The 20,006-nt window shown below is 61.2% G+C and carries 16 protein-coding genes; all 16 read right to left on the bottom strand.

Annotated features, from left to right (window positions below; genetic code table 11):
* The 16 genes from frr to ACEXKH_RS03590 all read right to left on the bottom strand — a co-directional run bounded on the left by frr (window position 1) and on the right by ACEXKH_RS03590 (window position 19,947).
* Window positions 1-537 (bottom strand): ribosome recycling factor, encoded by a 537-nt coding sequence (gene frr, locus ACEXKH_RS03515; protein WP_273376137.1) that lies wholly within the window; start codon window positions 535-537, stop codon window positions 1-3.
* Window positions 538-539: 2 nt separating this feature from the next.
* Window positions 540-1,262 (bottom strand): UMP kinase, encoded by a 723-nt coding sequence (gene pyrH, locus ACEXKH_RS03520; protein WP_373573099.1) that lies wholly within the window; start codon window positions 1,260-1,262, stop codon window positions 540-542.
* A gap of 117 nt (window positions 1,263-1,379) precedes the next feature.
* The gene (gene tsf, locus ACEXKH_RS03525) at window positions 1,380-2,249 is read right to left on the bottom strand and encodes a translation elongation factor Ts (RefSeq protein ID WP_022094736.1); all 870 of its coding nucleotides are present in this window, start codon (window positions 2,247-2,249) and stop codon (window positions 1,380-1,382) included.
* A gap of 45 nt (window positions 2,250-2,294) precedes the next feature.
* Window positions 2,295-3,023 (bottom strand): 30S ribosomal protein S2, encoded by a 729-nt coding sequence (gene rpsB / locus ACEXKH_RS03530; protein WP_006236109.1) that lies wholly within the window; start codon window positions 3,021-3,023, stop codon window positions 2,295-2,297.
* Between the two features lie 216 nt (window positions 3,024-3,239).
* Window positions 3,240-4,148: a tyrosine recombinase gene (locus ACEXKH_RS03535; RefSeq protein ID WP_373573100.1), complete on the bottom strand. Its 909-nt coding sequence runs from the start codon at window positions 4,146-4,148 to the stop codon at window positions 3,240-3,242.
* A gap of 8 nt (window positions 4,149-4,156) precedes the next feature.
* Window positions 4,157-5,494, bottom strand: a complete 1,338-nt coding sequence (gene trmFO / locus ACEXKH_RS03540; RefSeq protein WP_373573101.1) for a methylenetetrahydrofolate--tRNA-(uracil(54)-C(5))-methyltransferase (FADH(2)-oxidizing) TrmFO — start codon at window positions 5,492-5,494, stop codon at window positions 4,157-4,159.
* A 14-nt stretch (window positions 5,495-5,508) separates the two neighbouring features.
* On the bottom strand, window positions 5,509-6,441 hold the full coding sequence (locus ACEXKH_RS03545) for a DNA-processing protein DprA (RefSeq protein ID WP_373573102.1): 933 nt from the start codon (window positions 6,439-6,441) through the stop codon (window positions 5,509-5,511).
* Window positions 6,441-7,964 (bottom strand): YifB family Mg chelatase-like AAA ATPase, encoded by a 1,524-nt coding sequence (locus tag ACEXKH_RS03550; protein WP_373573103.1) that lies wholly within the window; start codon window positions 7,962-7,964, stop codon window positions 6,441-6,443. Before ACEXKH_RS03550 ends, ACEXKH_RS03545 begins: the two co-directional genes overlap by 1 nt.
* The gene (locus ACEXKH_RS03555) at window positions 7,964-8,449 is read right to left on the bottom strand and encodes a YraN family protein (RefSeq protein ID WP_373573104.1); all 486 of its coding nucleotides are present in this window, start codon (window positions 8,447-8,449) and stop codon (window positions 7,964-7,966) included. Before ACEXKH_RS03555 ends, ACEXKH_RS03550 begins: the two co-directional genes overlap by 1 nt.
* A gap of 189 nt (window positions 8,450-8,638) precedes the next feature.
* A complete protein-coding gene (locus ACEXKH_RS03560) occupies window positions 8,639-9,427 on the bottom strand; it encodes a ribonuclease HII (RefSeq protein WP_368158664.1) in 789 nt (262 codons plus the stop codon).
* A gap of 92 nt (window positions 9,428-9,519) precedes the next feature.
* A complete protein-coding gene (gene rplS, locus ACEXKH_RS03565; RefSeq protein ID WP_117583231.1) occupies window positions 9,520-9,861 on the bottom strand; it encodes a 50S ribosomal protein L19 in 342 nt (113 codons plus the stop codon).
* A 148-nt stretch (window positions 9,862-10,009) separates the two neighbouring features.
* Window positions 10,010-12,769, bottom strand: a complete 2,760-nt coding sequence (locus ACEXKH_RS03570; RefSeq protein WP_373573105.1) for a hypothetical protein — start codon at window positions 12,767-12,769, stop codon at window positions 10,010-10,012.
* A gap of 162 nt (window positions 12,770-12,931) precedes the next feature.
* Window positions 12,932-15,682, bottom strand: coding sequence for a pyruvate, phosphate dikinase (gene ppdK, locus ACEXKH_RS03575; RefSeq protein ID WP_373573106.1), 2,751 nt, complete (start codon window positions 15,680-15,682; stop codon window positions 12,932-12,934).
* Window positions 15,683-16,025: 343 nt separating this feature from the next.
* Window positions 16,026-16,901: a pyruvate, water dikinase regulatory protein gene (locus ACEXKH_RS03580; RefSeq protein ID WP_373573107.1), complete on the bottom strand. Its 876-nt coding sequence runs from the start codon at window positions 16,899-16,901 to the stop codon at window positions 16,026-16,028.
* A gap of 34 nt (window positions 16,902-16,935) precedes the next feature.
* Complete coding sequence (glyS, locus tag ACEXKH_RS03585; protein ID WP_373573108.1) at window positions 16,936-19,032, bottom strand: glycine--tRNA ligase subunit beta; 2,097 nt, start codon at window positions 19,030-19,032, stop codon at window positions 16,936-16,938.
* A 3-nt stretch (window positions 19,033-19,035) separates the two neighbouring features.
* Window positions 19,036-19,947 (bottom strand): glycine--tRNA ligase subunit alpha, encoded by a 912-nt coding sequence (locus ACEXKH_RS03590; RefSeq protein ID WP_373573109.1) that lies wholly within the window; start codon window positions 19,945-19,947, stop codon window positions 19,036-19,038.
* Window positions 19,948-20,006: the final 59 nt, after the last annotated feature.

A 20,006-nucleotide genomic window follows, 5' to 3' on the forward strand; every position in this document is an offset into this window, starting at 1 on the left:
TTAGATCTCCATGACCTCGGCTTCTTTTTCCTTCAGAAGCTCCTCGACCTTGGCGACATACTCATCGGTATGCTTCTGGACCTTGGCCTGCTCGCGACGGACATCGTCCTCGGTGAGCTCCTCGTCGCGCTCGAGCTTGTTATTGAAGTCGCGACGGATGTTGCGGATGGAAACCTTGGCCTGCTCGGCATACTCGCGGCACTCCTTAACGAGCTCGCGACGACGCTCCTCGGTGGGAGCCGGGAAGGGCAGGCGCACGACGGTGCCGTCGGAGTTGGGAGTGATGCCCAGATCGGAAGCGCTGATGGCCTTCACGATTGCGTTGACGAGAGCCTTGTCCCAGGGCTCAATGAGCAGCATGTGGGCCTCGGGGGTCTTAACGGCGGCAACCTGGGTAACCGGCGTGGGAACACCGTAGTAATCGACCGAGATGTCGGACAGAATGTTGGCGTTGGCGCGGCCGGTACGAACCTTGGAGAAGTTGTGCTTGAGCGACTCGAGCGACTTGTCCATGTGGGCGGTGATATTCTCTGCCATGCTTAATCCTCCTGATAGACGAGCGTGCCGACGGGCTCACCCGAAAGCGCGCGCTTAACGGTGTCCTCGCCATCGATGTTGAGGACCAAAATCGGCATACGGTTATCCTGGCACAGGGCCGTAGCCGTGGAATCCATAACCTGCAGACCGCGGACGAGCACCTCGTGATAGGTGATCTTGTCAAAGCGGACAGCGTCGGCGCACTTGACGGGATCCTTGTCGTAGATACCGTCAACCTTGGTGGCTTTAATGAGAATCTCGGCACCGATCTCGCAGGCGCGGAGAGCCGCGGCGGTGTCAGTCGTAAAGTACGGATTACCCGATCCGGCGGCAAAGATAACGACGTTGCCCTTGGACAGGTGGTTGATGGCGCGACGGCGAATATAGGGCTCGCAGATCTCGTTCATCTGGATAGCGCTCATCACGCGGCAGGGAACATCGTTGTGCTCGAAGGCATCCTGCAGGGCAAGCGCGTTCATAACGGTAGCGAGCATACCCATGTAATCGGCCTGGGCGCGGTCCATACCACCGGCGGCACCGGCCATGCCGCGGAAAATATTGCCGCCGCCGACAACGACGCCGACCTCATGACCAACGGCGAGCAACTCCTTGACCTGCTTGGCAAGATGATCGGTAACCTTGGGGTCGATGCCGTAGTTGCCATCTCCCATCAGCGCTTCACCGGAGAGCTTCAGAAGCACGCGTTTATATCGGATGTCGGACAAAGCGATCCTCCTTTAATTAGACTCATAACATAATATCAAAGGCTTAACGGGGAGCCATGAAAAAGCAGGCTGTGAGTAAAACCCACAGCCTGCTCATTACCAGCTACAAGAGCTTATTTACTCGCCACGGACCAGACGGTCAAAGGCAACGACGGTAATGGTGTCACCGAGCTCCTTGGAGACCTGCTCAGCGTACTTCTTGATGGTGAGGGAGCTGTCCTTGATGAACTCCTGCTCGGTGAGCACGGACTGCTTGTAGAACTTCTCCAGACGGCCAACAGCCATCTTCTCCTGGATAGCCTCGGGCTTGCCGGACTCGGCAGCCTGAGCCATGTAGATCTGCTTCTCGTGCTCGACGGTCTCAGCCGGAACCTGATCGCGGGTAGCGCAGATCGGGGCGACGGCGGCAACCTGAAGGGCAACGTCGTGAGCAAAGGTCTTGAAGGACTCAGCCTGAGCGGTCTCGGCTTTCTCGAAAGCGAACTCAACGAGAACGCCGATCTTACCACCCATGTGGATGTAAGAAGCGAGAGCGCCGTTCTCGGCCTTGCGGGCGGCGAAACGGGAGATCTTCATGTTCTCGCCCATGATGTGAATCATCTCAGTGAGCTCGGAGGAAACGGTCTCCTCGCCCATCGGCTTCTCGAGCAGAGCGTCGACGTCAGCAGGCTCGGTGGTAGCGACAACCTCAGCGACCTTGGAAGCAAAGCCAGTGAACTTGGCGTTGGAGCCGACGAAGTCGGTCTCGCAGGAGAGCTCGAGCAGCGCGCCGGTCTTGCCGTCCTCGGAGACGAACGCGGCGACAGCGCCCTCGTTGGTCTCACGGCCAGCCTTCTTGGCAGCCTTGGCGAGGCCATTCTTGCGCAGAACGTCGACAGCGGCGTCCATGTCGCCGTCAGCCTCGACGAGAGCCTTCTTGCACTCCATCATCGGGGAGTCGGTCATCTCGCGGAGCTGCTTGACCATAGCGGCGGTAATCTGGGCCATTGTGGTTCCTTTCAAAGAGATGAAAAAGAATTAACTAAGACTGATTTACTCGGCCTTGGGCTCAGCGGCCATCTCGGCCTCGGAGACCTGCTCCTTGCCGGAGCCAGCGAGGCAGGCGTCAGCCATGAGCTCGCACATAAGGGTGACAGCGGAGATAGCGTCATCGTTGCAGGGGATGCCGTACTCGACCTCGTCGGGATCGGAGTTGGTGTCGATCAGGGCGACGACGGGGATGTTCAGGCGCTGGGCCTCCTTGATAGCGTTCTCCTCGCGCTTGGTGTCGATAACGAAGAGAGCCTGGGGCAGACCCTTCATGTCGCGGGCGCCACCGAGGTTGGTCTGGAGCTTGGTGAGCTCCTTGCCCAGAACAGCCTGCTCCTTCTTGGGGAGCACTGCCATGCGGCCGTCCTCGACCATGGCCTCGAGCTCCTCCATGCGGTTGATGCGGGAGCGGATGGTGACGAAGTTGGTCAGCATACCGCCGAGCCAACGCTGGTTGATGTAAGGCATGTTGGCGCGCTCAGCGGCGTTCTTGACGGCCTCCTGAGCCTGCTTCTTGGTGCCGACGAACAGCACGTTGCCACCCTTGGCGACGTTCTTGACGAAGGTGTAGGCCTGGTCGGCGTCGAGGATGGTCTGCTTGAGGTCGAGGATGTAGATGCCGTTGCGCTCACCGAAGATGAACGGCTTCATCTTGGGGTTCCAGCGACGGGTCTGGTGACCGAAGTGGCAGCCGGCCTCGAGCAGGGTGCGGATATTAATCTTGGTAGCCATGTTAAACCTCCTGTGGTTTGCCTCCGCGCGGGGTCATCCTCCAAAACCAACCCGGACATGTGCTACCAAAGCCCGGGCACCACGGTATGAAGTAGCCGCGCGTGCGTGATAAAAACCTGTTGCCGTGAAGCAACCTGATGAATGATAGCAGGATTACCTCTTCCTGCCAACCCGCAATCAAAACCACACACCTAAGCGCAACGCGAGCCGCCCAGCCTACTCGCCCCGGGGATGGGCCTGGGTCACGGCGCGCTTAAGCCGATCGGGCGTAAGATGCGTGTAGATTTGAGTCGTGGACAGGCTCGCATGCCCCAGCAGCTCTTGAACCGAACGCAGATCCGCGCCGCCCTCAAGCAGATCGGTCGCAAACGTATGACGCATCGCATGAGGCGCGATGTCGGCCGGAATGCCGGCGCACGTCGCCAGCATATGGAACCGTCGCCTGAGCATAGCGGCACTCATGCGATTACCGCGCGCAGAAATAAACAGCGGATGCAGACCGGCTGCGGCGTCGCGGTGCTTTGCCTGGGCGAGCAGCACCGGTCTCCCCTCCTCGACATAGGTGCGCGTCGCCTCAAGTGCGCGACGATACAGAGGAACGATGCGCTCCTTGCTCCCCTTGCCCCAAAGGCGAACCACGCGCTCCGACCAAGCGATGGATTCCACGTTAAGCGCGGCAAGCTCCGAGATGCGGGCACCCGAGGCATAGAGCAGCTCGAGCATCGCCGCATCGCGCAGTCCCACGGGCGTCGAAGTATCAGGCGTCTTGAGCAGCGCCTCGACCTGTTGGGTCGTCAGCACACCGGGCAGGTCGCGCGGCAGCTTGGGCGACGCGATCGCCGAGACCGCATCGCCCTCGACAATCCCCTCGGCAGCCATCCAACGATAGAGCGACCGAATAGCCGACAAATGCGCGGCAATGGTGCGAGGCGCCACCTGCTCGCGCGAAAACTCGGCCAAATACGCGCGGACGGTACGCACATCGGCCATACGCGCATCGACACCCGTACGCTCGCACCAGGCAGCAAAGCGCTCCAACCGCGATCCATAGGCAGTCACCGTATTGGGAGAGAGCCCCTCGACACGTGCGATGTAGGCGATAAACGAGTCGACGGTATCGTACAAGTCAAAGGCTATGACCGGTCGCCTCCAAACAAGTCGGAACGCGTGGCCAAGTAGGCATCGAGGGCCTCGAGGGCGCGATCCGCATAAGCCTGATAGCGGTCGCGCTTACTGCGGCGCCTGCCGTCCTCGAGCGGCGGCACCAGGCCAAAATTGACATGCATGGGCTGGTAGCCAACGGTTGCCGGATCGGTCGCATAGCCCACGAGCGCACCCAGGGCGCCCACTCGCGGTAACTCAACAGGCTCTGCCTCGATTGCCTCGGCATAGGTGTTGAGTGCAGCGAGCAGACCGGTCGCCACGGCCTCCATATAGCCTTCGGTGCCGGTGATCTGACCGGCAAGGCGCACGTTCGTACCAGGCACGGCAAAGGTGCCGTCAAGAACGTGCGGCGCATCGACAAAGGTATTGCGGTGCATGACGCCATAACGGAAGAACTCGGCATTCTCCAGACCGGGAACCATGTGGAAGACACGCTTCTGCTCGCCAAAAGTCAGATTTGTCTGGAAGCCCACCAGGTTATAGGCGGTCTTTTCCTTGTTCTCGGCACGCAGCTGAATCGCCGCCCAGGGGCGACGTCCGGTTCGCGGGTCGGTGAGGCCGACGGGCTTCATGGCGCCAAAGCGGATAGCATCCTTGCCGGTACGGGCGACCTCCTCGGCGGGCTGACAGGCCTGGAAGAGGTCGCCACCCTCAAAGTCCTTGAGCACCACGCGGTCGGCGGTGGTAAGTGCCTCGATAAAGGCCTCGTACTCCTCCTTGTTGAGCGGAGCGTTGAGATAGTCGCCGCTCCCCTGCTCCTCATAGCGCGACTGCGAGAACAGCACGTCCATATCGAGCGTGGAGGCATCGACGATTGGCGCGGCAGCGTCAAAGAACGCCAAGGCGTCGCCACCGACGAGCTTCATGACCTCTTCGCTCAATGCCGGAGAACACAGCGGGCCCGCGGCAATGACCACATGGCCCTCGGGAATCTGCGTGACCTCGCCATGCACGACCTCAATATTGGGTCGGGCGGCAACCTCGGCCTCGACAAGCTCGGAAAACGTAACGCGGTCGACCGCCAGGGCACCGCCGGCGGGAACGGCCGCACGATGCGCGCAATCGAGCAGTACCGAACCCATACGCTCGAGCTCGGCCTTTAGCAGGCCAGCAGCGGAATCCGGACGGGTTGACTTAAACGAATTTGAGCAGACGAGCTCGGCCAGGTGGTCGGTATGGTGGGCCGGAGAGCTCACCTGGGGGCGCATCTCGCACAGCTTTACGGCAAACCCGCGATCTGCCAGCTGGATCGCACATTCCGAACCCGCCAGACCCCCACCGATAACCGTCACCTGATCGAACTGCATCTGCAAACACCTTTCTAATTGACACGCTTTCCATTGTGACCGAAGGGCGTCTGGGCGTGAAGCGCAAACTTTGAGGGCGCATACCTTCCATCCATCATGCGCTCGATAAGTCCCTCGAGCTCGAGCGAGCCCAAGAGCTTGAGCACGCCGACAGCATCAAGCGAGACGAGCGCGGCAATGTCGTCGACCTTGAGCGGCGAGGCGATAAGCGCTTGCATCACGGTCTGCTGTGTTGGGTCCAGATCGGCAATGCCAGGTGCATCGGGACGCGAGTAGCGCAGCGTGCCGTAGATGCGCGAGATGGCCATCTCGATTGATTCCTCATCGATAATGCAGCAGGCTCCGTTAGCAATGAGATAGTTAGTCCCGCGCGACTCGGGCGAAAGGATAGACCCCGGCACTGCAAGAAGCTCTCGCCCCAAGTCCATAGCGGCCTCCGCCGTGGAGAACGTACCCGAGGGCATGCCCGCCTCGGAAACAAAGAGTGCCTGCGACAAGGCGGCGATTACACGATTGCGCCGCGGAAAGGCGAACTTACGCGGTCCCATACCCCACGGCGAAATCGAAACGACCGCGCCGCCCGTATCGAGTGTGCGCGTTATGAGGCCGGCGCTCGAGCGCGGATAGACAACATCGGCGCCGGTCCCCAGTACCACGATGTGTTTGCCCCCAGCGTTGACCGCGGCCCAACCCGACGCCTGGTCGCAGCCGACCGCACCGCCCGAGACCACCGTCACCCCCGCCTCAACCGCCACCTTGGCCGCAAGTTCTGCCACGGCGAGACCGTACGGCGATGCCTTGCGCGCGCCGATGATGGAGAGCGCGGGCGTCGAAAGCACCTCGGGGTTGCCGCGCACATAGAGCGTCTGGGGTACATCAGAAAGCTCCAATACGGTCTCGGGATACAACGCATCACCGGGGTGCAATTGATAAGTCTCCTCGTCCATTATTGGTCCCTCCTTCCCTGGTACATCGCCGCCTCGAGCACGTGATCCTGCGTCACCCGTTCGCTTTCGGCAACATCGGCGATCGTGCGTGCAATGCGTACCAGGCGCACGATGCCGCGACCCGTCAGATGCGTGCGCTTCGACAGGCCGAGCACGCATTTCTCGGCAGCCTCATCAAGCCCAAAGGTCGAAACGACGCCGTCAATGGACCGCGACTCATCTTCCTCGACCTCGGTGTCCGCATCGTCCATACGGGATTCACGCCAGGCGCGAAAGGCGCGCCCACGCACGACGTAATCGCGCAGCTCGGCCGATGACATACCCTCCGCGCCCTCAATGATCACCTGAGGATCGGGGCGGGTCACATCGATCATCATGTCGATACGATCAGCCAAGGGACCGCGCAACTTGCCCCGGTAGCGCTCGACCATCGCCGCCGAGCAGCGACACGGCACTTCGCGATCGCCCAAAAACCCGCAGGGGCAGGGATTGCTCGCGGCCAGCAGCTGAAAGCGCGACGGGAATGTAAAGGCCCCGTCAACGCGCACGATCCTCACGTACCCACGCTCGATGGGCTGACGCAGCGTCTGAAGCACGCCGGTGGGAAACTCTGCAAGCTCGTCCAAAAAGAGCACTCCGCCATGAGCTAGGCTAATTTCGCCCGGATGCACCGGACGACCGCCGCCGATAAGTCCCGCGGTCGAAATACTGTGATGCGGACTGCGGAAGGGGCGATGCCCCGCAAGCAGCCCATCGATGTTCTCGCCCAAGACCGAATGGATGCACAGCGCCTCTTGCTGATCCTCGAGAGAAAGCTCGGGCAAAATGCCCGTCATGCGCCGCGCAAGCATGGTCTTGCCCGAACCGGGCGAGCCGATCATGAGCAATCCGAGCTCGCCGGCGGCCGCAAGCGCCATACCACGTTTGGCGACCTCCTGTCCCAGCACGTCGGCATAATCGAGCTCGGGCTCAAAAGTCGTCTCGAGCACTTCAGAATCCAGGTAATGCCGTGCGGCATCCCCCATGCCATGGGCAAGCTGAGATAGGTGGTCGATAAACCCGCAGTCAACGCCCGCAAGCGGCACATGCTGATCGGACCTACCAGCGATAAACGAAAGCCCCATATCGCGCGCCAACAGCTGAAACGCAACCTCGCCCTTGACGGGCAACACCGTGCCGTCCAGACCAAGCTCACCTGCAATAAGGCAGCGATCGAGGTTGTCACGGGGAATCTGCCCATCGGCCGCCAGAACCGCGATGGCAATCGGCAGGTCAAAACCGCTGCCAGTTTTGCGGATATCGCCAGGTGCCAGGTTGACGGTAATGCCAGACCGAGGAATCTCGAAGCCGGCCGAGCGCATGGCGCACCGGATACGCCCGCGCGACTCCATCACCTCCATACTCGGAATGCCGAGCATCTGGATGCCCGGAACGCCACCGGCAAGCGAGACCTCGACGGTGACGGGAATTGCCTCGACGCCGCGGATGCAGGCCGCGTGTACGGCAAACGTCTCGAACGCCATCACGACACCTGCCAATCGAACGCATTGTACTGGTGCTCGATCTCGGCGACATGCCCGCCGCGGATGGTGACTCCCACGGCATCGAAGCGAATCGATCTGAGCGGATAGTGCTCCATGAGATAGCAACTTGCGATACGGCGATACCGACGCTGCTTTTGGGCGTCCACGGCCTCCTCGGGAAAGACCCGCGTGGTGCAATCCAGGGCGACGCGTCTCGTCTTGACCTCGGCCATCACAACGACATCGTCGAGCTCATCGAGCAGCACCAGATCGGCTTCACCCTCAATGCAACGATAGCCCTGCTCCAACAAGGTGTATCCACGCTCGTTAAAGTAATCGATGGTGATCAGCTCGCCCAGCATGCCGAGCTCGCGGGGGCTGAGCCCCTTGATAAACTCGGGCGTCATCGCCCCGCAGTCGAGCTCGCCGTCTTCCCAGCGCTCCTTGAGTTGCTGCGTCTTGCTCTTTTTGCTTGCGGCACACATGGGGTCTCCTTTCCCGCACACTGCATTGCCCCGATGATGAGGGCACCTTTCATGCGGGTAAGTACCGGAAGCAAACCAAAAGCTGACCAAATGCCGACAAAAAACGGGCCGTACGCAACAATCACGTTGCACACGGCCCGCTACCAGCAGGTTTATAAAACGCCAGGGGTCCCTGTCTCCACAATTGACCTAGAAAAGGCGCTCAGTCTGCAGAAAGTTTCCGCAAAAGCTCACACGATGCAGCGGACAAAGTCCATGTTTGCGAATCGCCTCGATGTGCTCGGGGCTTGCGTAGCCCTTCGACTCGGCCAAATGATACTCGGGATACTCGGCGTCGTACTCGACCATCATCTCGTCACGCGTGACCTTGGCCATGATGGACGCCGCGGCGATACAGGCGATTTTAGCATCGCCCTTCACCACGTCGCGCTCGTTGGGAACTGCGCCCAAGGGGTTACCGTCCATAAGCACGCAATCGGGCTCGAGCCCCGTATCGGCCACGGCGCCCGCGACGGCAGCGCGGATGGCGCGGGCCATGCCCATATCATCGATATCCGCAGGCGCGATATGGCAAAAACCAATCGCCGTCGCGACCTTGGCAATCTTCACCGAGAGCAGCTCGCGGCGCGCCGGCGTGAGCTTTTTGGAATCATTGATGCCCCAGACGCGCGGCTCCATGGGAAGACACACGGCGCACACCGTCAAAGGACCGGCCACCGATCCGCGACCCACCTCGTCGACACCCACGACCACGCCATCCCCACCGAGCTCGTGCATCAGCTCGTACATGCCGTTGACGCGCTCGCGCTCGGCAAGTTCCTTGGCATGGCGCTTAAGGGCGCGCTCGCAAGCCTTGATCACTTGCTGGCGCGGATCCTCTCGATAATGCTCCACGAGGGCGGGGATCTCCTCAAACGTGGCGCTCGCCAGCTCGCCGGCAACCTGCGATGCCGAAACCGAGCTCGTCATGTTGGCCATATCGGGGCCTCCTTGCATGCAAATCAGATAAAAAGAAGGGCCACCCGAAGGTGACCCTTTTGTCCAACGAGTGGACAGACGCTGCGATCTTCTTAGCGCTTCTCGGGGATGCGAGCAGCCTTGCCCACCTTGTCGCGGAGGTAGTACAGCTTGGCGCGACGGACGCGGCCATGACGGACGACCTCGAGCTTGGCGATCTTGGGGCTGTGAAGCGGGAAGGTACGCTCAACACCGACACCGAAGGAAATCTTGCGGACGGTGAAGGTCTCACGGGCACCGGCGCCGGCCATGCGGATGACGTCACCCTGGAAAACCTGGATGCGCTCGCGGTCGCCTTCCTTAATGCGGTAGTGAACCTTGACGTTGTCGGCAACGCGGACCTGCGGGATGTCCTCGCGGATCTGCTGACGCTCGATTGCGCGGATGTAATCCATGTGCAATTCCTTACTCTTCTAGAGGTGCCGTACCACCTTGGCCGGCACGTAGTTGAACAAACGTATTCGAGTATACACGCCACGACCTTGGCTGCAAGAACTATTTTGCCCGTGCGCAAAAAGACAAAAACACGCACTCTTTCTGCACTTATGCGCCGTCCGCAGCATCAGTCGTCGGCGTCGTCACGGTCGTGCCGGGCGCGATATAGCCGTATTCGAGCAGCACCGAAAGCGCATGCTGCTTCCAAGTGGCAAGCTCTTCGTCATTATAGTTGTCATGGGCCCATTCATTCATCGCGTCCTCGGCGTCTTGGGGCACCAGGTCCTGGCTGTCTGCCATCAGGTACAGGATGCCTAAGATGTCGAAGTCATGCTTGGTCATCTCTTCCTTGTTTGATGTGCTGATGAGGCCGTGATCGATGCCGTAGCGGCAGATATCGGTCAAAACGGTAACGAGGCCCGTAGGAATCTGCGAGGCATCCTTCGCGGCAGCGGGCGCGGTGTCGTCAGTTACTGCAGCGGCATCGTCGCTCGACGGAGCAGACTCAGCCGCGTTCGCATCGGAAGCTGCCTGCTCTCCCTGTGCAGGAGCCGCGCTATCCGTCGTTGCCGAAGAATCCCCCGAAGAAACGGACGCAACGTTCACCGGTGTCTCGACCACGGTCGCCATCGGGTCGACCGGTGCGGGTGCGGCGATGACCTCGGCCCAATCGGAATACACACCGTCAATAAAGGCGCGAACATGGAAGGTGCCCGGTTGCGAGATAGTCATCGTACCGTCTGTCGCGACCGAAATGCCCTTGCTCTCGAGCTCCTGGGCCTCCCAGCTGCAGGCCCTATCGACTTCCTTGCCCGTCGTGTCATAGACCGTAGCCGTCAGGCCTTCGATGCCGTTGAGATTTTCCTCGACGCCGACGACGGTCTGTGCCGAGCCCTCGAGTTTGATGTTGCCGTTAAACGGCTCGGGCGCCACGTCACTTACCTTATATTTATAGGCCGCGGCGTCGATCTCGTCATTGGTCGAGACATGCCCGTTCACGTCCACATAGGTGTCCTCGGGGATAAAGTACTTTACGTAGGCGGTGCCGGCCTTTTTACCCGCTACGACTTGCTCGTGGGTAACAGGGTCGGTCTGGATCTCGATGACGTCGGACTTGCATTCTTTGCCCTTTTTGTCCACCACGCGCCAGTCGCCCGACGACTTCACAAAGCCGTAGTAGTCAACATCGTCCTCGTCCCTTGCACGCACGCGATAGGAAGAGATGGGGTCTTCCCCTCCCACCGTAAGCCTTCGGGTCTTATCGGTCTGCAGCGAGACGAGAATCTTGGAGATGGGCTTAATAGGCTGCGGCGTGCCCAACTGCGTATCGACCGTCACCGACTCAAACGACAGATTGGAACCCGTAATGGACATGGGATAGGTCGCGGCCATGTCATTGAGCACGTTGCACGTGCGCGGGGCGCCACCGTTGCGCGAAGGCACCTCGCGATCGGCCAGGACCGAATTCCAATCGATGGCGCGCACCATGTGGTTGTTGGTGCGATGCGACCAGCTCGTGACGTTTCCGGCGGTGGTATCGTAGCCGCCGTCGCCACGATGGGCGATTGAGCGCAGGAACAGGTTCTGCACGGCGTCGGTCGACTGATCGCCAAAGGTGGTGTAGAACGAGCGCTGGTCATAACCGGCGGTATGGAACTCCTGCACGGCGGCGTTGTCGTCGTAGCACTCGCCGTTCATGTTAAAGATAATCACGTCGAACGTCACGCCCACCGGCTGGTCATAGTCCTCGGACAGCGTCGTGGTAGAACTCGTCTGCTTGCTATTGACCTGCGTGTGCGCCGGGATCGTCATATTGACGGTAACCGACTGATTGTCCGTCGTGGTGATCGACTGTTCCTCGGTCTTGCTCGCCTCCCACAACTGGGACATCGTGGTTTCGGCCGAAAACGAAGTCTCGATCTCCTCGCTCGCTGTTGCGGGCACGCCCAGCGACTCCTTGAGGCTCACCGATGCGCCCCACGAGCCGCCTTTGGAATACGATGCGGATTCAGAAGTGCTCGTGCCGACCGTCTCCTCGGTACCGCGGGCGAGCGTGATGCTCTGCGAGGCGTCCTCATAGCCGACGTTAAGTGCCGAGGTAACGAGCTCCTGCTCAGTCTTAGAATCGACAAAGGAATAGCCCGGCGCGTCCTCGGGCGCACAGTTAAGCTTGTTCACGCTGTTGAGCTGCTGAACTCTAAAGTTATAGAACGCGATGCCAAAGCCATTGAAATCGTACTGATAGGTGCCGCCGAGCTTGTCGACACAAGCAATGGTGGCATAGATGACGTCCTGCTCAGTCGTGTCTTTCGACAGTCCGTCGAGCGGCACGTTTTTACGGAAATCGGAGCCCTTCAGCTTGTGACCGATACAGCCGGCGATATCGTCGGTCAAGCGCTCGTAGACCGCATTGAGGCTTTTTGCAGATGTCAGACCACTCTGCTTCGATTTGTCGGCACCATCGGAATGCTCACCGTTGCCGCCCGAAAGCGCATCATAAAGATAGATGTAGTGACCCTTGCCGAAGTCCTTCTCAAAGCCCTTGCCGGCGTGGTCCCAGTACAAAAAGTCCTTGGAGTCGTCGCCTCCGCCATAGCCAAGGATGTTATAGGCAAGCGATGCCCAGTTGGGCAGCACCTTTTTGACGGCGGCCGTGTAGAACGAGAAGTTGTCATACATCGAGGTACGGCCCTCGAGCTTGCCGTCATCGATATCTACAAACGTGCAGTCGCGATCGTTGACCGTAATGGTGAGCGGGTTGACCACGTCGCCATAGAGCTCGTCGCGCGAATCATCCTGGAGGGCAAAACCGGCTGTCGGCATCCCGCAAAGCGCCGTGACCGCAACGACCACCCAGCACAGGGCCATCTGTGCTCCCCGACGCGCTCGTTGCAAATACCTGGTGAGGTTTTTCATCGCAGTCCTCCCGTCAGTTGCCAATGTATTGAACCAACGTAAAACGCCGCCGCGTCCACAGGGGCGCGACGGCGCGAAGGGGGGCGTAAAAGGCGCAAATGGAACGCGACTCAGTTAAGCGGAACGCTTGGCCTCGAGCTTGGCCTGAGCGGCCGCCAGGCGCGCGAGGGGCACGCGATAGGGCGAGCAGGACACATAGTCCACGTCGGCCGCGTTAAACAGGGCCTTGATGGACTTAGGGTCGCCGCCGTGCTCACCGCACACGCCAAAGTGCATGCCGGGGTTGGTGGCACGGCCCTTCTCGACGGCCATGCGCACGAGCTCCAGCACCGCCGAGTCGATGGTCTCGAAGGGGTTATCCTTCAAGATCTTCTTGTGCATGTACAGCGGAATGAACTTGGCCTCGGCGTCGTCACGCGAGAAACCGAAAGTCGTCTGCGTGAGGTCGTTGGTGCCAAAGCAGAAGAAGTCGGCGTGCTGTGCAATCTCGTCAGCGACCATGCAGGCGCGCGGCAGCTCGAGCATCGTGCCCACTGGAATGTTGAGCTCGACGCCCTCCTCGGCGGAGACCTCGGCGATCACGCGCTCAATGACCTCGCGGGTCTGAACGTTCTCGGCCGTAATGGAAACGAGCGGGACCATAATCTCGGGACGCGGGTCGACGCCTTCCTTGAAAAGGCGGGCGGCAGCCGTTGCCACGGCACGGACCTGCATGAGCGGCAGGTCACCGAAGACGACGGACAGGCGCACGCCGCGCAGGCCGAGCATCGGGTTGGACTCGACCATGCCGTCGATGCGGCGCAGGCGGGCACGCAGGGCGGCGAGCTCTTCCTCACTGGCGCCGGCGGCCTCCTTCTTGGTGATGGCGACCTCGAGCTCGCGAGGATTATCCAGGAACTCATGAAGCGGCGGATCGAGCAGGCGAACGACCACATCGCGGCCGGACATGGTCTTGAACATGGACAGGAAGTCCTCAGTCTGGACCTTGAGCAGATCGGCCAGGGCCTGCTGCTTCACGGCCTCGTCGTCGGACAGGATGAAACTCTGGATAATGTTCTTGCGATCGCCCAGGAACATGTGCTCGGTGCGGCACAGACCGATGGCCTCGGCGCCAAACTCGAGCGCGAGCTCGGCATCCTCGGGGTTGTCGGCGTTGACGCGCACGTGGTTGGCGTGACCGTCGGCCTCTTCCAGGCGAATCTCGTCTGCCCAAGACAGGATGGTGTCCAGGTCGCCGGTGAGCTCGGCGGAGACCAAATCGACAGCGCCATCGACAACGATGCCCTGAGTGCCGTCGATGGAGATGATGTCGCCCTCGTGCAGCACGCGATCGCTGCCCTCGATACGCACGACCTTCTCGGCCGCGTCAATATGGAAACGCTCGACACCGCAGACGCAGGGAGTACCCATGCCACGGGCGATAACGGCGGCGTGGCTCGTCTTGCCACCATGACTCGTCAAGATACCCTCGGCGGCGACCATACCCTTCAGGTCGTCGGGGTTGGTCTCCCAGCGAACCAGAATGACCTTGTGGCCCTCGGCAGAACGCGCGACGGCGTCATCGCTCGAGAACACGACCTCGCCCACGGCGGCACCGGGACTGGCGTTAAGGCCGCGTGCGAGCGCCTCGTACTTCTTGGAGGAGTCGAACTGCGGGTGCAGGAGCTGGTCGAGCTGCGCGGGGTCGATGCGGCTCACGGCCTCCTCACGGGTGATCAGGCCTTCCTCGACCATCTCGATAGCGATGCGCAGAGCGGCGGTTGCGGTACGCTTGCCCACGCGAGTCTGGAGCATCCAAAGCTTACCTTGCTCGATAGTGAACTCGATATCGCACATGTCGCGGTAGTGATCCTCAAGCGTCAGGAAGACACGCTCAAGCTCCTCACCTGCAGACTCCAGGCCCGGGGTGGTCTTGAGGTCGGCGATGGGCTCGGTGTTACGGATGCCGGCGACGACGTCCTCGCCCTGGGCGTTGACCAGAAAGTCACCGTAGAACTCCTTGGTGCCGTCGGCCGGGTTGCGCGTAAAGGCGACGCCGGTCGCCGAGGTCTCGCCCTTGTTGCCAAATGCCATGGCCTGGACGTTGACGGCGGTGCCAAGGTCATCGGAAATACCGTGTTGCTTGCGGTAGATGCAGGCGCGCTCGTTCATCCAGCTGCCAAAGACGGCCTGGATGGCAAGGCGCAGCTGGAGCTCCGGATCGTGCGGGAAGACGGGCTTGCCGTCAGCGACCTCGAGCTCGGGATACAGGGCGGCCTCGACGTTGTCGGAGAAAATGCCTTTGAAAGTCTCGACGAGCTCCTGCAGGTCCTCGGCCGAAAGCTCGGAGTCGACGCGAACGCCGGCGACCAGGCGAGCCTGGGTCAGGGCATTCTCGAACAAGTCGGCATCGACACCCATGACGACGTTGGAGAACATCTGGATAAAGCGACGATAGCTATCCCAGGCAAAGCGCGGGTTTTGCGTCTGGGCGATAAGGCCCTGAACGGAGTCGTCGTTGAGGCCCAGGTTGAGGACCGTGTCCATCATGCCGGGCATGGAGAACGGAGCGCCCGAGCGCACCGAGACGAGCAGCGGGTCACGGGCATCGCCGAGCTTCTTGCCGCAGCGAGCCTCGAGGTCGGCCTCGGCGGCAACGATCTCGTCGAGCGCGCCTTCGGGCCAGACGTTGCCGGCACCGGAGTACTCGACGCAGGTCTGGCAGGTTATGGTAAAGCCACCGGGAACCGGCAGGCCGATACGGCTCATCTCGGCAAGGTTAGCGCCTTTGCCGCCAAGCACGAAGTTCATGGACTTGTCGCCCTCAGTGACACAGGTGCCCTGGGCATCGGTTCCAAAACGGTAAACCCTCTTGCAATCGCTCACGATACTTCCCCTTCCATGCGCTCTCGCGCACGACCGTGGTGACGAATCGGCCCGCCGGATGCGGGCCGTGAGGGAACTATACGGCGGGATTTGAACGGGCCTGAGCAGAGAATACGCGGTTTGGTAAACGTGCTAAAACTAGCGGTAAAAGGTAGGTAAAGGTGGTTACCTTATGAAGATACCACCAAAGGAAATTGCAGGTCAGATGCAAGAAATACTGCTAAATCGCTTTATCATAAGTAGCTAATTTGGGACGGGGCTTTTTTAGCTGCCCCCGCAGGCAATCGGCCAAAGAGCTCGCGACCTCAGCCGGGGTAGCTAAAAAAGCCCCGTCCCAAATTAGCTACTTTTGTTGGGCGCGGCGGGCGGCACGGCGGGCTCTTGCCTCTTGAATCTCTTCGATATGAGCGATGATCTCGGAGGCACTCTCCTCGATCGCCTTGCCGTCGGTGCGCACCACAAAGCAACCCAGACGTTTCATGAGGGCACGAGCCTCCTCGAGCTCGCCGCGCACGCTCTCGGGCTCGGCATAAGAGCCGGCGACGGCGCGGGCATAGTCGTCGCCCAGGCGGCTATCGCGAATCTCGGAAATCACATCGACGGTCGAAATCAGACCGAACAACCGCAACGGATCGACCTCGTAAATCGACTTGGGCGGCTCCATACCGTGCGCCAACGGAACGTTGGCGACCTTGTAGCCCTGATAGGCCAAATACATCGACAGCGGCGTCTTGGACGTGCGGGATACACCCAGCAGCACGATATCGGCATCCGACAGATCATCGCAGCCGCGCCCGTCATCGTGCTCAACGAAATACTCCATAGCCTCGATACGATGGAAATAGCGATCGTCGGTCTTATGAATCACACCCGCAACGCCCTTGGGCGGCACACCAATGAGCGACGACAGCACGGCAAGCGTCGGGCCGATCAGGTCGACCGAGCGAATGTGCAGCATGCCCAAGTAGTCGAGCACGCGAGCACGAAGCGCCGGATCGACGATGGTATGGAACACGGCGATATCACGATGGTCGGCATCGACTCGCGGGCCCACAAACGACTTGACCTGCTCCACCGAGGTCACCTTAGACAGACGTAAAACACGAAAAGCCCCTTCATCAAATTGCCCGGACGCCGCAAGCACCACCTCACAAGCGGTATCACCGAGCGAGTCGGAGATAACGATAACGGTGGGACGAGCGGTGACCGGGCAATCCATGCGGGGCTCCTTTTGCGCTTATGCGCAGGCTAGCTTACTTTTTGCGGGCAAGCTCACCGATGTTGGCGATGCCGGAGAAAACGGCCTCGAAGCGGTTGAGCAGCTTAAGGCGATTATCGCGGAGCTGCTCGTCCTTGTCCATGACCATAACCTCGTCGAAGAAGCGGTCGATGGGGGCACGCAGGGCGGCAAGGGCGGTGAATGCGGCCGGGTAATCCTCGGCGGCGAGGGCGGCATCGACAGCGGTCTGAGCGGCCTCGGAGGCGTCGGCAAGCGCAAGCTCGACATCGCCCATCAGGGCACGGTCGTACTCCGCGCCCAGCTCGGGCTTGGAGATGTGCGCGGCGCGGGCGTAGGCGGTCGCCAGGTTGTCGAAGGTCTCGGCGTCGTTCTTGCGGGCCTCGTCGAGGGCGGCGCAGCGGGCGAAGAAGACCGACGGGGCGATGATATGCACCGCGGAAACAGCGGCAACGGTGTCGGCCGGGATCTTCTCGTCGCGGGCCATGCTCACCAGGCGGCCGTGGAAGAAGTCACGGACCTGCTGGGCGACCTCGGCGGCGTCGAACACAATACCCTGCTCGCTATAGAGCTCGAGCGCAAAGTCGATGAGCGACGTGGGGTCGATCGGCAGACGGTCGCGCAGGATGTTGATGATGCCGATGGCGGCACGACGCAGCGCGTACGGGTCGGAAGAGCCGGTCGGGGGCTCGCCGATGGCAAAGATACCGGCAATGGTATCGAGCTTGTCGGCGCAGGCCACGATGCAGCCAGCGGTGCCCTCGGGCAGCTCGTCGCCAGCAAAGCGGGGACGATAGTGATCGCGAATGGCGTGGGCGACCTCGTCGTTCTCCCCCATCGCGGTGGCGTAGTAACCACCCATCACGCCCTGCTGGCTCGTGAACTCGACGACGGCGTTGGAGACCAGGTCGGCCTTGCACAGGTGCGCGGCGCGGCCGGCGTCGGCGGCCAGGTGGGCACCCAGGTGAGCCTCGCGGGCAATAGCGAGCGCGAGCTGCTCAATACGCTCGGACTTGGCGAGCACGCTGCCGAGCTTCTCCTGGAAGGCGACCTTGGCCAGGCGCTCGCGGAACTCGTCGAGAGAGATCTTCAGATCCTCCTCGTAGAAGAACTTGGCGTCGTCCAGGCGGGCGCGCACGACACGCTCGTTGCCGTCGATCACACGCTCGGCATTCTCGGGCTTGCTGTTGGAGACGATCACGAACTCACGCGTCAGCTTGCCCTCGCCGTCATAAATCGGGAAGTAGCGCTGGTTGGTGAGCATAGACTCGCAGATGATCTCGTGCGGGACCTTGAGGAACTCCTCGTCGAAGGTACCGACAAGCACCGTCGGCCACTCGCAGAGGTTGATGACCTCCTCAAAGACCTTCTTGGGCGTATCGACGTGACAGCCGGGGCGCGCAGCCTCGACCTCGGCGATGCCGGCAAGGATGGCCTCGCGACGGCGCTCGGCAGAAAGCACGCCGGCATCCTCGAGCACCTGCTCGTAAACAGCGGGGCTAGCGACCACATGGTCACCGGGGCCAAGCACGCGATGACCACGCGTGGTGTTGCCACTCGTCACGTCGGCAAACGAAACGGGCACGACGTCCTCACCCAAAAGGCAGCAGATCCAGCGGACCGGACGCACGAACGTGGCGTGCTCGTGGCCCCAGCGCTGAGAGCGGTAGTTGGGCCACTGCAGACCGGCGATGGTCTTCTCGCACAGGGCCGTCAGAATCGGGGTGGCCGGGGCGGAAGGAATGTTCTTCTCGGCAAATACGTACCCACGGCCGTCGGCGTCCTCGCGACGGACCAGATCCTCGGCAGCCACACCGCACTTGCGGGCGAAGCCCTGGGCGGCCTTGGTGGCGTTACCGTCGGCATCGAAGGCGATGTTGGCCGCGGGGCCGCGCTTGACCTCGTGAACCTCATCGGTCGCGGTGGCGACGTCGGCAACGAGCGCAGCCAGGCGGCGCGGGCTCGAGATCACGCGGACCTCGCCGTGGGCCAGACCTGCCTCGTCGAGACCCTTGGCGATCATGGTGCCAAGCTGCTTGACGGCATTGTTCAGCGGTGCAGAGGGCATTTCCTCCGTACCGATCTCAAACAGGAAATCCTTAGCGTCTGCCATGGCTTACGCCACCTCGCCTTCCTGATCGGCATTCTCGTTGACTCCGGCGACCTCGGCCATATAGGCCTCGCAGCACGCCTTGGCGACGGCACGGACGCGCAGGATGTAGTTGGCACGCTCGACCGCGGACAGCGCACCGCGGGCATCGAGCAGGTTGAACGCATGGCTGCACTTCATGACGCAGTCATATGCCGGCAGCGGCAGCTTACACTCCAGGCAGGAGTGGCACTCGGCCTCGTAGTCGTCAAACTTCTGACGCATCATCTCAACATTGGCGACCTCAAAGTTGTAGGCGCTAAACTCACGCTCGTTCTCCAGGAACACGTCGCCATAAGTCATGGGCGTGCCATCGGGCAGATAGCTCCACACCAGGTCGTAGACGGAGTTGACGCCCTGGGCGTACATGGCGATGCGCTCCAGGCCGTAGGTGATCTCGACGGGCACGGGGTCGACCTCGATGCCGCCCACCTGCTGGAAGTACGTGAACTGCGTGACCTCCATGCCGTTGAGCCAGACCTCCCATCCAAGGCCCCAGGCGCCCAGGGTCGGGCTCTCCCAGTCGTCCTCGACAAAACGGACGTCATGGTCGTTGGGGTCCAGGCCAATGGCAGCAAGAGACCCCAGGTAGAGCTCCTGAGCGTTGACCGGCGACGGCTTGATGAGCACCTGGAACTGATAGTAGTGCTGCATGCGGTTGGGGTTCTCGCCGTAGCGGCCGTCGGCGGGACGGCGGCAAGGCTGAGCGTAGCAGGTGCGCCACTCGGCGGGACCGAGCGAGCGCAACGTGGTCGCGGTGTGGAAGGTACCGGCACCGACCTCGGAGTCATAGGGCTGCATAATGACGCAGCCCTGCTCGCCCCAGTACTGCTGGAGGCGCAGGATGATGTCTTGGAAGGAAAGCGATGAAGCGTTCATGCCTCTAATATCCCCTCGTCGAAACGATTACACGGTTAGGTACTGTACTATAGCGGTTT

The sequence above is a fragment of the Collinsella aerofaciens ATCC 25986 genome, assembly GCF_964259375.1.
GTDB classification, from domain to species: domain Bacteria; phylum Actinomycetota; class Coriobacteriia; order Coriobacteriales; family Coriobacteriaceae; genus Collinsella; species Collinsella aerofaciens_BO.

Coding starts and splice junctions, on each gene's coding strand:
- frr (WP_273376137.1), bottom strand. CDS start 537: ATGGCAGAGAATATCACCGCCCACATGGACAAGTCGCTCGAGTCGCTC.
- tsf (WP_022094736.1), bottom strand. CDS start 2,249: ATGGCCCAGATTACCGCCGCTATGGTCAAGCAGCTCCGCGAGATGACC.
- rpsB (WP_006236109.1), bottom strand. CDS start 3,023: ATGGCTACCAAGATTAATATCCGCACCCTGCTCGAGGCCGGCTGCCAC.
- trmFO (WP_373573101.1), bottom strand. CDS start 5,494: ATGCAGTTCGATCAGGTGACGGTTATCGGTGGGGGTCTGGCGGGTTCG.
- ACEXKH_RS03545 (WP_373573102.1), bottom strand. CDS start 6,441: ATGGACGAGGAGACTTATCAATTGCACCCCGGTGATGCGTTGTATCCC.
- ACEXKH_RS03550 (WP_373573103.1), bottom strand. CDS start 7,964: ATGGCGTTCGAGACGTTTGCCGTACACGCGGCCTGCATCCGCGGCGTC.
- ACEXKH_RS03555 (WP_373573104.1), bottom strand. CDS start 8,449: ATGTGTGCCGCAAGCAAAAAGAGCAAGACGCAGCAACTCAAGGAGCGC.
- ACEXKH_RS03560 (WP_368158664.1), bottom strand. CDS start 9,427: ATGGCCAACATGACGAGCTCGGTTTCGGCATCGCAGGTTGCCGGCGAG.
- rplS (WP_117583231.1), bottom strand. CDS start 9,861: ATGGATTACATCCGCGCAATCGAGCGTCAGCAGATCCGCGAGGACATC.
- ACEXKH_RS03570 (WP_373573105.1), bottom strand. CDS start 12,769: ATGGCCCTGTGCTGGGTGGTCGTTGCGGTCACGGCGCTTTGCGGGATG.
- ACEXKH_RS03580 (WP_373573107.1), bottom strand. CDS start 16,901: ATGGATTGCCCGGTCACCGCTCGTCCCACCGTTATCGTTATCTCCGAC.
- glyS (WP_373573108.1), bottom strand. CDS start 19,032: ATGGCAGACGCTAAGGATTTCCTGTTTGAGATCGGTACGGAGGAAATG.
- ACEXKH_RS03590 (WP_373573109.1), bottom strand. CDS start 19,947: ATGAACGCTTCATCGCTTTCCTTCCAAGACATCATCCTGCGCCTCCAG.